This window comes from Plantactinospora sp. KLBMP9567 (assembly GCF_033446045.1).
Taxonomy (GTDB): Bacteria; Actinomycetota; Actinomycetes; order Mycobacteriales; family Micromonosporaceae; genus Plantactinospora.
On sequence record NZ_JAWQRR010000021.1, the window covers coordinates 263,276 to 275,228 of the forward strand.

General features: G+C 68.7%; 10 protein-coding genes, 1 tRNA gene and 1 other RNA gene. 2 read left to right on the forward strand and 10 right to left on the reverse strand.

Going from position 1 to position 11,953, the window contains the following annotated elements:
- Nucleotides 1-3 precede the first annotated feature (3 nt).
- From R6Y94_RS17405 to ffs, 10 genes are all read right to left on the reverse strand, one after another.
- Complete coding sequence (locus R6Y94_RS17405; RefSeq protein ID WP_318396894.1) at nt 4-981, reverse strand: ABC transporter permease; 978 nt, start codon at nt 979-981, stop codon at nt 4-6.
- A gap of 52 nt (nt 982-1,033) precedes the next feature.
- A complete protein-coding gene (locus R6Y94_RS17410; protein ID WP_318396895.1) occupies nt 1,034-2,038 on the reverse strand; it encodes an ABC transporter permease in 1,005 nt (334 codons plus the stop codon).
- Nucleotides 2,039-2,152: 114 nt separating this feature from the next.
- On the reverse strand, nt 2,153-3,820 hold the full coding sequence (locus tag R6Y94_RS17415) for an ABC transporter substrate-binding protein (protein ID WP_318396896.1): 1,668 nt from the start codon (nt 3,818-3,820) through the stop codon (nt 2,153-2,155).
- 415 nt (nt 3,821-4,235) lie between these two features.
- Nucleotides 4,236-4,829 carry a recombination mediator RecR gene (recR, locus tag R6Y94_RS17420; RefSeq protein ID WP_130465496.1) on the reverse strand — a complete coding sequence of 198 codons (594 nt, stop codon included), beginning with the start codon at nt 4,827-4,829 and terminating at the stop codon, nt 4,236-4,238.
- A gap of 11 nt (nt 4,830-4,840) precedes the next feature.
- Nucleotides 4,841-5,149: a YbaB/EbfC family nucleoid-associated protein gene (locus tag R6Y94_RS17425; RefSeq protein WP_239312288.1), complete on the reverse strand. Its 309-nt coding sequence runs from the start codon at nt 5,147-5,149 to the stop codon at nt 4,841-4,843.
- A gap of 116 nt (nt 5,150-5,265) precedes the next feature.
- Entirely contained in the window at nt 5,266-5,685 is a 420-nt protein-coding gene (locus R6Y94_RS17430) for an RDD family protein (RefSeq protein ID WP_318396897.1), read from the reverse strand.
- Between the two features lie 46 nt (nt 5,686-5,731).
- Nucleotides 5,732-6,130, reverse strand: coding sequence for a DUF2752 domain-containing protein (locus R6Y94_RS17435; RefSeq protein ID WP_318396898.1), 399 nt, complete (start codon nt 6,128-6,130; stop codon nt 5,732-5,734).
- An 18-nt stretch (nt 6,131-6,148) separates the two neighbouring features.
- The gene (locus R6Y94_RS17440) at nt 6,149-6,394 is read right to left on the reverse strand and encodes a hypothetical protein (RefSeq protein WP_318396899.1); all 246 of its coding nucleotides are present in this window, start codon (nt 6,392-6,394) and stop codon (nt 6,149-6,151) included.
- Between the two features lie 276 nt (nt 6,395-6,670).
- On the reverse strand, nt 6,671-9,259 hold the full coding sequence (locus tag R6Y94_RS17445; protein ID WP_318396900.1) for a DNA polymerase III subunit gamma and tau: 2,589 nt from the start codon (nt 9,257-9,259) through the stop codon (nt 6,671-6,673).
- A 238-nt stretch (nt 9,260-9,497) separates the two neighbouring features.
- Nucleotides 9,498-9,587: signal recognition particle sRNA small type (gene ffs / locus R6Y94_RS17450), an RNA gene on the reverse strand.
- Between the two features lie 85 nt (nt 9,588-9,672).
- On the opposite strand from ffs, the gene R6Y94_RS17455 reads away from it, so the two are divergent.
- Both R6Y94_RS17455 and R6Y94_RS17460 read left to right on the forward strand, forming a co-directional pair.
- Nucleotides 9,673-9,757 (forward strand) — tRNA-Ser (locus R6Y94_RS17455).
- Nucleotides 9,758-10,885: 1,128 nt separating this feature from the next.
- A complete protein-coding gene (locus R6Y94_RS17460) occupies nt 10,886-11,788 on the forward strand; it encodes an aminoglycoside phosphotransferase family protein (RefSeq protein WP_318396901.1) in 903 nt (300 codons plus the stop codon).
- The last annotated feature ends 165 nt before the right edge of the window (nt 11,789-11,953 follow it).

Below are 11,953 nucleotides of genomic sequence, written 5' to 3' on the forward strand. Positions count from 1 at the left end.
AGATCACTTCCGCAGCTTCGGGTCGAGGGCCTCGCGCATCGCCTCACCAAGCAGGGTGAAGCCCAGCGCGGTGATGATGATCGCCACCGCCGGATAGATCGCCAGCGCCGGCCGGATGCCCAGGTACGGCTGCGCGTCGGCGAGCATCACGCCCCACTCCGGTATCGCCGTGTCCGGGTTGCCGAGGCCGAGGAAGGAGAGCGCGGCCGCCTCGATGATCGCGGTGGCCAGGGTCAGCGTGGCCTGCACGATGACCGGGGCCAGCGAGTTCGGCAGCACATGGCCGAGCGCGATCTTCGAACGGCGTACCCCGAGCGAGGTCGCGGCGAGTACGTAGTCGCTGTTGGCCTGGGCGATCATCGCGCCGCGTAGCAGCCGGGCGAAGACCGGCACCGAAACCACGCCGACCGCGATCATCACGGTGGTCAGGCTGGCGCCGAGCAGTGCCGCGATGCTGACCGCCAGGAGCAGGCTCGGCAGGGCCAGCATCATGTCGACGATCCGCATCAGCGTGGTGTCTACCCACCGCCCCCAGCGCCCGCCGAGCCCGGCGGCGGCACCGGCGACGCCGCCGACCAGGGCGCCGATCGCCAGACCGATCAGCGTGGAGACGACGCCGACCAGCAGGGTCTGCCGGGCTCCGACGATCAGCCGGCTGAACTCGTCCCGTCCCTGGTGATCGAAGCCGAGCCAGTGGTCGCCGGAGGGGCCGGGAATGATGCCCTGGCCCGACTTGACCAGGCCCTCCCGGATCCCGACGGTGTCGGTCGGCCCGTACGGCACGAAGAACGGCCCGACGACCGCGACCAGCACGAAGATGCCGAGCACGACGGCGCCGACGATGGCCGCCGGGTTGCGCCGGAGCCGGCGGAACGCCTCCTGCCAGAGGCTGACGCCGCGCTCCTCGTCGCGGGCCGCGGAGAGTTCGCCGAGCCGGTCGAGCTTCTCAGCCTTCTTCCTGGCCCGTTCGGTGATCGTCATCGGGCCCACCATCCGTTCACGATTACGGTGCTCACGCGCTGCATCGGTGTCCTCATCGGACCCGCACCCTCGGGTCGATCAGGCTGTACGAGAGGTCGACCAGCAGGTTCACCAGTACGAAGAGCACTGCAATGATCATGATGAAGCCCATCAGCACCGGATAGTCCCGCTGGCTGATCGAATCGGCGATGAACGCCCCGATGCCGCTGAACGCGAAGACGGTCTCGGTGAGCACCGCGCCGGAGAGCAGACCGCCGGTGAGCAGGCCGATCGTGGTGGCCACCGGCAGCATGGCGTTGCGCAGTACGTGCCGCCGGCGTACGACCCGCTCGGTCAGGCCCTTGGCCTCGGCGGTCCGGACGAAGTCCTCGCCGAGCACCTCCAGCACGCTCGCCCGGGTGATCCGGACGATGATCGCCAGCGGGATGCTGGCCAGGGCGAGGCCGGGCAGGACGAGGTGCCAGAGCGCGTCGATGGCCGCGTCCCACTCGCGGGTGAGCAGTCCGTCGAGGACGAAGAAGTTGGTGATCCGGGTCGCGTCGATGGTCGGATCCTGCCGGCCGCTGGCCGGGAAGAGATGCAGGTTCTCGGCGAAGATCGCCTTGAGCACGTACGCCAGGAAGAAGACCGGGATGCAGACCCCGACCAGCGATCCGGCCACCGAGGCGTGGTCGAGGAGCCGGCCGCGACGGCGGGCGGCGAGGTAGCCGAGCGGGATGCCGACCGCGATCGCAATGATCATCGCGGTCGCGGCCAGCTCGACGGTACCCGGGAAGCGTTGCAGGAACTCGGTGGTCACCTCGCGCTTGGTCGAGATCGAGGTGCCCAGGTCGAGCCGGAACATGCGCTGCATGAACCGGCCGTACTGCACCAGGATCGGCTCGTCCAGCCCGAGGTTGTCCCGGATCGCGGCGCGCATCTCCGGGGTGCCGCGCTCGCCGAGGATCGCGGTCTCCGGGCCGCCGGGCAGCCGGTGCAGCCAGATGAACAACAGGATGGAGAGCCCGAAGAGCGCGGGTATCAGCTGCAACAGGCGTCTGACGATAAACCGGAACACGGGCGGCCTCTGGCGGGGTGCGGAGGGTCGCGCGGGCGGGCGCTGGGCTGACCTCCGGCCGGGGTCTACCGGCCGGGATCAGGGCGCGCCCGCCCGCGGTCCCTTTTCTCTATGTCAGGACTTGAACTCGGCGGTGGCGAACCGCTCGTCGGTGAGCGGGCTCGCCTTGACGCCGGTCACGTCCTTACCGAACACGATCGCCGGCGGCGAGTGCGAGATCGGCACACCCGGCAGGAACTTCATGATCTCGGCGTTGAGCTCCTTGTAGAGCTCGTACCGGGCGGTGGGGTCCGCGGTGGTGTCGGCCTGCTTGAACAGGTCGAACAGCGCCTGGTTGGTGAAGCCCCACTCCGGCTTCGGCCGGTCGAAGAAGGTGCCGATGAAGTTGTAGCCGTCGCCGTAGTCACCGGTCCAACCCAGGAAGTGCAGGTCGTGCTCGGTGCCCGTACCGGTGGCGTTGAGGTAGTCCGGGGTCCACTTCAGCGGAATCGGCTGGATCTTGATGCCGACCGCCTGGAGGTCCGCCGAGAGCAGCTCGAAGAGGTCCTTCGGGTTCGGCATGTACGGCCGGGTGACCTCGGTCGGGTAGTGGAACCGCAGCGTCAGGTTGCTGGCGCCGGCCTCGGCAAGGAGCTGCTTGGCCTTCTCCACGTTGTAGTCGTACGTGGTGACCTGCGGGTTCCAGCCCTCCACGGTGTCCGGCATGAACTGGGTGGCGACCTTGGCGCCCGGGGGCAGCTTCGAGTCGACCAGCGCCTGCCGGTTCAGGGCGTGCGCGATCGCCTGCCGGACCCGGGGGTCGGCGAGCTTCGGGTTGCCGCCCTTCTGGTTGATCGCCAGGTAGAGGATGTTGAACGCCGGGCGGGTCAGCATGTTGAAGCCCTCGTTCTTCAACGGCTCGACGTCCGCCGGACCGACCAGGTCGTAGCCCTGGATGTCGCCGGAGCGCAGCGCCTGCTTCCGGGCGTTCTCGTCCGAGATGGTCTTGAAGATGAGGGTCTTCAGCTTGGCCTTCTGCGCGCCGCTGTATTCCTCGTTCCGCTCCAGGGTCAGCGTCTTGTTGGCGATGTCCCAGGACTTGAACTTGAACGGCCCGGTGCCGGTCGGGTGCTCCATCGCGTACGACGGGTACTGGATGTTGTCGGCGCTACCGCCGATGGTGCTGGCCTGGTACTGCTCCAGCGCCTTCGGGCTGTGGATGGAGAACGAGGGCAGCATCAGCGCGGCCGGAACCTTGCTGGAGACGCGGGTGAAGGCGAGGTCGACGGTGGTCGCGTCCTTCGGCGTGCAGGACTTGAAGAGGCTCGGCGGCAGGTCGGTCCGCTCGTTGGCGGCGAAGCCACCCATCACGTCCTGCCAGTACGGCGTGACGTCCGGGCTCTGCATCAGACCCTTGGCGTTGTACCAGCGGTTGAAGTTGACGCAGACCGCCTCGGCGTTGAAGTCCGTGCCGTCGTGGAACTTCACGCCCGAGCGGAGCTTGAAGGTCCAGACGGTGCCGGTCGCGTCCGGGGTCCAGCTCTCGGCCAGACCCGGCGTGATCTTGGTGCCGCCCTCCTCGGGGCGGACCAGCGTCTCGAAGACCTGACGGGCCACCCGCAGCGACTCGCCGTCACTGGCGAGGCTGGGGTCGAGCACCTTCGGGTCCCCGGCCACGCCGAAGACCAGGGTGTCGTTCTGGCTTGCGCCCGAATCGCCGCGGTCGCTCTCGGCACAGCCGGCTACCGCGAGGGCCGCGACCGCTACGGCCGCGATGGCGACCTTCGGTCTTGGTGCACGCATGGTGCTTCACCTCGTCCTGTGGATACGACAAACGCGGTGACGGGGGCCACCGATGGCGAGACATTAGCCGTCGGGCGGACCGGGCGGAAACGGGCCGCGAATGGGTTGGTACCGGATCGTGTCTTTACCGTCATGACACCAGCGACAGAGCGTGGCACATGGTCGACAATCATGGCGTTTGTCCGGATCTGACTATGCGAATTTGTTACATCGCCTGTCGAGTGGATCACGACCGATGTCAGACGGACAGCGGGGTCGGTGACGGGTCTGAACGGTGGTTGAACCGCGCTGTTCGGGAGGCTGAACAAGAGCGGCCGAGCCCGTACTTACCCGGCCCGTATTGACCGGTGCCGAGGCAGCGGCCCGGAGAGGCAGCGGACGCCTGGATCCAGACGGCAGGATCCAGGCAGCAGGGTCAGACGGCGCGGCGGCCTTCGAAGGCGCGGCCCAGGGTGATCTCGTCGGCGTACTCCAGGTCGCCGCCGACCGGCAAACCGCTGGCGAGCCGGGTCACCGAGATCCCCATCGGCTTGACCATCAGCGCCAGATAGGTGGCGGTCGCCTCGCCCTCGGTGTTCGGGTCGGTGGCCAGGATCAGCTCGCGGACCGAGCCCGTACCGAGCCGGGCCAGCAGCTCCCGGATCCGCAGGTTGTCCGGGCCGACGCCCTCCAGCGGGTTGATCGCGCCGCCGAGCACGTGATAGCGGCCCCGGAACTCGCCGGTCCGCTCGATCGCCACCACGTCCTTGGGCTCCTCGACCACGCAGAGCACCTCTTCGGTACGGCGTGGGTCGCGGCAGACCCGGCACTGCTCGGACTCGGCGACGTTGTAGCAGACGGTGCAGAACCGCACCAGCTCCTTGACCCGGCGCAGCGCGGTGGCCAGCCGGGTGACGTCGGCCGGATCGGCCGAGAGGACGTGGAAGGCGATCCGCTGGGCGCTCTTCGGACCGACCCCCGGCAGGCGCCCCAACTCGTCGATCAGATCCTGGATGGCACCCTCGTACATCGCGGGGTTGCTCAGAAACCGGGCAGGCCGAGGCCGCCCATGCCGCCGGTGACCGGGCCCATCTTCTCCTCGGTCAGCTTGCGCACCTCGTCGTGGGCGTTGTGCACGGCCGCGAGCACGAGATCCTCGAGAGTCTCCACGTCCTCCGGGTCAACCGCCTTCGGGTCGATCTTGATGGCCTTGACCTCGCCGGCACCGGAGATGGTCACGGTGACCAGCCCTCCCCCGGCCGTACCGGTCAGCTCCGCCTCGGCCAGCTCCGCCTGCGCGGCGGCGAGCTGCTGCTGCATCTTCTGCGCCTGCTTCATCATTTGCTGCAGGTTGGGCTGTCCACCCGGGCGCACGGCGACTCCTCGGTTGCGGAAACTGGTCGCGTCCAGCCTAGTCCGGCCGATCGCGGACGGCTCGACGGCCCGCGACCGGCCGGCGGCTCGGCTCAGCCCACGACCACGGTCTTCATGATCTTGTCTGCGATGGTCTGCTTCTTGGCGTCCCAGAGCGGGAAGAGGTAGCCGATGTAGCAGATGATGCCGTCGACGAAGTGCGCCAGATCGCGGAGGAACGCCTTGCCGGCGCCGATCGGCTCCCCGGCCGCCTCGTCGATCAGCCGGATGCCCAGCGCCCGCTTGCCCCAACTCTGCCCGGTCTTGCCGGCGAGGAACCACCGGTTGTAGCCGCTGAGCGCGATCCCGAGCAGAACGAAGACCCAGTAGAGCGGACCGGGACCGGTGACCTGGCCGGTCTCCGTGTCCACACCTGAGCCGCCGAAAACCGCGGCGAGGATGCTGAACGGCAGCACGACCAGCCCGTCGATAATGTAGGCGCCCACCCGGGGGCCCCAACTGGCGTAGTTCAAGGGGTACTCCTCAACAAGTAAGGGGTGCGGAAATCAGGAACGCGGCTCAGCACAGGCCGAGCCGGTGTAGCTGGAACGACCAACTCGCGCAGGCCAGCAGACCCGCACCCCACCCCGTACGCCGGCGTGCCCGGTCCGACCAGCGGACCGGGGGTGGCAGTGCGCCGAACGCCCGCAGCACGAGCAGCGGTAGGACGGTGCCGGTGAGCACCGCCAGGCCGACGATCACCGGGTTGGCCGCCGCCGCGCCGGCCAGGTCACCCCGGACCAGTGCGACCGCCGCCGTGGTGAGGCCACAGCCCGGACACGGCAACCCGGTCAGCGTGCGCAGCGGGCACGGCAGACCCAGGCCGGTCGCGTCGGTCAGGTACGGCCACGCCGTCGCGGCGACCGCCACACCCAGACCGAACACGCCGAGCCGCTCGGGTACCGAGAACTCGCGCACATCGCACTCACAGGAAAATCACAGAAAACGGGGATGGGCGACCGATACTAGAAGATGGTCGATCGTCCCGTCCTCCCGTTTTTCGGCGGATGCCGAGAGCGGACAGTCGAGTTCCGATAAGCCGATTGACCAGCCGGTCAGGCCCGGGCTCGGCCAGTCGGCAAGCCGGCCGAGCGACTCATCGACGTCGGCGGCATCGTTCGGACCGGGATTACGTGAAACAGTTGTTGGGGAGTTGGTGCCCGGCGAGAACTGGATACGCATTGCCGCGACGCGGGGTGGCCATGCCCGCCGCAGAGGCTGTCGAGCTGCCCCGCTTGTGCTCCCACCGCACCCAGACCCGCCGCACCCGCCGCACCCGCAGCCACCGCACCCGCTGACGCGCCGCAGCCCCTGACGCCGCCGCTTGGCCACGCCGACGACCTCGACCTGGACACCAGAGGCGCTACGGCGCACGGGAACCTGCACGCTTCGACGGCACGACCAGCCCTCGGCGGGCGCACTTTCCGAGATTGGCCGACGGTTACTTGAGGTCGACGGTTACTTGAGGTCGACCTCGCCGATCCGTTCCGCGCCGAGGGTCTGCTGCAACAACTGCACCGCCTGCTGCTCACTGGTCTGCCGGGCGGTCCGCTCGTCGATCACCTCGTCGAGGGGTTCGTCGCCGGGGTCGAAGCCCTCGTAGCCGATCCCCGCCGAGGGGCGCGGGCCGTCGTATTCGGGGTCGTAGGGCGGCTCACCGGCCCAGTCCCGGTCCGCGGTCCGCTCCGGCGCCGGGGCCGGTTTCGGTGCACGGCCAGCCGCCGCTGCCCGGGCCGCCGCGAGCCCGGAACTGACCGCACCACCGCCCGCACCAGGATTGGTACGCCCACCGTTCGGCTTGCCGACTCCGTCGCTCCCGGCGCCGTGACCGGCGGATACGCCGTGACCGGCGGATACGCCGTTACCGGCGACCGAGGCACCGGTACCGCCGGTCGGGCCGCCGCCGCCCGCCGGGAGGCCACCGCTGCCGCCCGGTGCGGCGGTGCCGTTGGTGCGGGTACCACCGGTCTGGCCACCGGGGCCAGCCGGCGAGCCGGTGCCAGCCGGCGAGGAGGAGACGCCGGCTGGCGAAGCGGTCGTGGGGGTGTGACCGGTACCGCCGGGCGGGGTCGGCTCCGGCCAGTCGTCGTCGGCAGCGGCTCCACTCGGCGCGGCACCACCGGGTCGGGCCGGTTCCGGCCAGTCGTCGTCATCGGCGCTGGCCGGCGAGCCGCCCGCGCTGGCCGAGCCGGATCCGCCGGTCGTGCGCTCCCGTCCACCGGTCGCACCCCGGCCGGACGGAGCCGAGCCGTTGCCGCCGCCCCTGGGCGGGGCGCTGTTCGTGGCTGGGCCGCTGTTGGTCGACTGGCGGGGCGCGGCGGTCGGCGCCGGTCCGCGCTGCTCGCCGGCCACCTCGCAACGGATCTGCCAACGCCCGCCCAGCTCCTCGTAGAGGGCGTCGGTGAGCACGCCGGAGGCGTTGGCGAGCATCTGGGCGAGTACCGGGGACTTGACGGTCAGCACCAGGGTGTCGCCGTCGAGGTCGCGTACGACCGCGTCGCGCATCAGGGCGGCGATCCGCTTGTTGGTGCGGTTGACCATGCCGACGACCTCGCCCCAGACCCGGCGTACGGCGGCGGCGTCCAGTTCGCCCGTCGACTCGGTACCGGCCGGCACCGGATCCGGGGTGGCCGGGTCGGGCATCACCGCCTCCGGGGGCACCGGACGCCGGGCCGGTGGCTCCGGGGCGGTCGGGTGCTGCCCGGCCGGCCCGGCGGGCGCCTGGCTCGGCCCGGGTGCGGTGCTTTCGGGTACCTCCCGAGGGGGCGCGACCGGTGCGGTGCTGGCGGTGGCCGGCGGTGCGGGAGTGGTTGCGGAGGGCGTGCCCGGGTCGACGGCGGCGGCGGGCGGGCGGATGGGGGCGGCGGGCGGAACCGCGTCGCCGGAGAGGGTGAGCCGGCGCTCCATGCGTTCGAGGCGTTGCAGCAGGCTGCCGGTGGAGTCCTCGGCGCCGGGGAGCAGCATCCGGGCGCAGATCAGTTCGAGCAGCAGCCGGGGGGCGGTGGTGCCGCGCATCTCGACCAGGCCGTTGTGCACGATGTCGGCGCAGCGGGACAGTGTGGCCGGGCCGAGCCGTTCGGCCTGGGCGGCCATCCGCTCGATCTGGTCGGCCGGACCGTCGATCAGGCCCTTGGCGACCGCGTCCGGCACCTGGCGCATGACAATGAGGTCACGGAGCCGTTCGAGCAGGTCGGAGGCGAATCGGCGGGGATCGTGCCCAGCCTCGGCGACCCGGTCGATGGTGGCGTACGCGGCGGCGCCGTCCCCGGCGGCCAGCGCGTCGCACATCTCGTCGATCAGGGCGGCGTCGGTCACCCCGAGCAGGGCAACCGCGCGGGAATAGCTGACCCCCTCCGGACCGGCACCCGCGATGAGCTGGTCGAGCACCGAGAGCGAGTCCCGGGCGCTGCCGCCACCGGCCCGGACCACGAGCGGGAAGACCGCCGGCTCGATCTTGACGCCCTCGGCCGAGGCGAGCTGCTCCAGGTAGGGGCGGAGCACGCCCGGCGGGATCAGCCGGAACGGATAATGGTGCGTCCGGGACTTGATCGTGCCGAGGACCTTCTCCGGCTCGGTGGTGGCGAAGATGAACTTGACGTACTCCGGCGGCTCCTCGACCAGCTTGAGCAGGGCGTTGAAGCCCTGGGTCGAGACCATGTGCGCCTCGTCGATCACATAGATCTTGAACCGGCTGCTGGCTGGCGCGAAAAAGGCGCGTTCGCGCAGTTCGCGGGCGTCGTCCACGCCACCGTGGCTGGCCGCGTCGATCTCGATCACGTCGATCGAGCCGGCCCCGTCGGTCGCCAGGCTCTTGCAGGAGTCGCAGACCCCGCAGGGCTCCGGCGTCGGCCCCTGCTCGCAGTTGAGCGAGCGGGCCAGGATCCGGGCACTGGAGGTCTTGCCGCAGCCACGCGGGCCGGAGAAGAGGTAGGCGTGGTTCAACCGACCGGTACGCAACGCCTGGGACAGCGGTTCTGTGACGTGCTCCTGGCCGATCACCTCGGCGAACGTGCGGGGCCGGTACTTGCGGTAGAGCGCCAGTGCCACTCGTCCCGCCTCCTCTCGACCGGGCCATTCTCCACCCGGCGCCGCGCTGCCGAGTGCCAGGTTGTCACGCGCGCCCGACGATTTCCACGTCGATCATGCGGGCTCGGTCGGCAGCCGGTGGACCCGGGTCGATCATGGGGGCAGGTGGCGTGTCGACCGGGTACGGCCGGGCCGGGTGGGGTCGGGTTGGCGTCCTCGGGCCTGGTCAGGGCCTGCTCGGAGACGCTCCGGGGGAAGACAAGGCCCCCCGTGCACCCGCCAGAGCTCGCTTATCCTTGCTGCCTTCCGGCCCTGGGGAGGTTCACGAGGTGACGCCACACGGGGGGTGCCGCCAAGTGTACCCGGCCGGACGCCGGGACTTCGGGGGGACCGGCGGGGTGGGCGTACGGCGGGGAGCCTGTATCCTGTCGGACGGAGGATTCGCCTAGAGGCCTAGGGCGCACGCTTGGAAAGCGTGTTGGGTTCACACCCTCACGAGTTCGAATCTCGTATCCTCCGCTCACCTGAGCAGCAGCAACGCCCGGCAGACCGTACCGATCTGCCGGGCGTTGATCTTGTGGTCTCCGTTGATTACGACAGCCGCCGTTTGACGATCGCCCCAACGACTGCGTCTGCCACCCACTCGCGCCGGCATGTCGAACTCAAGCCTCGGCCATCATCCGGATAACCGTTGGCGACCAGACAAACCGCGCAATCTCCCGAACAGCCGGGCTCCGCACACCCGGTACGGGTACCGCCAAACGACGAGCCGTCAAGTCGCATCACCGATGCCTCTCCGCAGGTCAGCATCGTCTTATGCGGCCAGCAGAGCCAAACATGAATAGTTAACAAGGTTTATTCATGTTATCTCAACATACGAGAGAGCCAGGGTGGATCAAGCCACGGATGACTCACACCGCGTGCCCAGGTCGTCGCAATGGCCACTGCACCACGTTTTTGCTGATCAGGCGTGACTTACCGATATGACAAGAGCGTCGATAGGAAACACAGAGTCACGCCTCTTCCACAGACAATCCACAGGGTTTTCCACAGCGAAGGCACCCCCCGTTGCTGGACAACACGCCTGGAGCAGGTTCTAATCTCCGAAGCATGTGGCCGAGAGTTACAGCCGTGTAGCTCTGCAAGCCTTGTGCAACAGAAGGCGGCACCTGCGGTAACAGGTGCCGCCCGATCGCCCCGTCCGATTGTCCTAGCTGAACCAAAGTCAGGAGCCCCGTGACCGTAGCAAGCACACCCCCAACTGACAACATGAGGCGACGCGCCCGGAGGCGACTTCACCAGGTCATACGCGAGGTCCGGCTACTCGTCACTGCTGTGACGACGCTGGTCGTGGCTCTTGCTGGCCTTTTAGGGCTGTTCGCCAAGTAGGTGGAAGAGCGGCCCGGAGCCCATGGAGCACGAGTTCCGGGCCGCTTCCATGAAGCATGACCTGCCCAGTCTCGCGAGTCCGAATCTCGGCCCCTTCCGTGAGCTGCACCTGTGGCCTCGACGGAGTCCGCCACACTGACGTCGCATCACCATCCTGCTGTCGTGATCACCCAAACGAAGGTCGGGGTCATCGAGACAAGCTGCCATTGGAGCGGATTCCAAAGCCATGGCGACCGGACCTAGCGGAAGACGGGGACTGTGAACGCCGCACTCGCCCCCCTCGACCAACTCAACGCCCGGATGGCCGTGGTCGAAGCCTGCCGCTCCATCGGCCTTGACCCCACCGACGCCGAACTCGTCCGTCTCGGAGAGAACGCGATCTTCCGGTTACTCCGAGGGTCGATCGTCGCGCGGGTTGCCCGCTCGGCCGCACGTCTTCCGAACGCGGAGCGGGAGATTCGAATTTCCCGCTGGCTCCAGGCAGAAGGAATTCCGGTGATCCGCGCGCTGGAACTACCGCAGCCGATCCTGGCGCAGGGACGGGTAGTCGTGCTTTGGGAGTCAGCAGCCGACGCCGAGGCCTATGGAACGACCGCAGAACTAGGTGACATTCTTCGTCGGCTACACGGCCTCACCCTGCCAGCAGAGCTGTCGATGCCTCTACTGCACCCTGTCGCCAGCGTCCGGCGGCGCATAGCGGCACTCAGCAGCCTTCCCGAGGATGACCAATCTTTCCTTCGCGCTCGATGCGAAGCACTTGATCGGGCGCATCAGACCTTGACATTCGAATTACCGCCAGGGGTCGTGCATGGCGACGCCAACGTCGGAAACCTGCTCCGGGGTTGGGACGGACAGGCGATCTTGGCAGACCTGGACGGATTTGGCTATGGGACACGGGAGTGGGATCTCGTGCTCACGGCGATGTACTACGAGCGGTACGGGTGGCACACCTTGGAGGAGTACCAGGAGTTCGCTGACGCGTACGGCTACGACCTGCTTCCGGTGGACTGCTACCGGACGCTTGCCGACCTGCGCGAACTGATCATGGTGGCGTGGCTTGCCCAGAACGCGTCCCACGATCCGAAGGCAATGAACGAACTGGCCAAACGGCTCGCCACCCTGCGGACGGGGACCGGGCACCGGGACTGGCAGCCGTTCTAGCGAGAATCCGAGACACGCCACGGGCGCGGGGCCGGCGCGCACAAGGACTCCTATGCGCTGGTCAGAGAGCAGCCAATCAACCTCAACCCGGCCAAGAGTTTCCCGCACCAGCCAGTGTCGGTGCACGTCACTACCCGGTATGGTCAGAGCGGCAAAGGCCGGGGA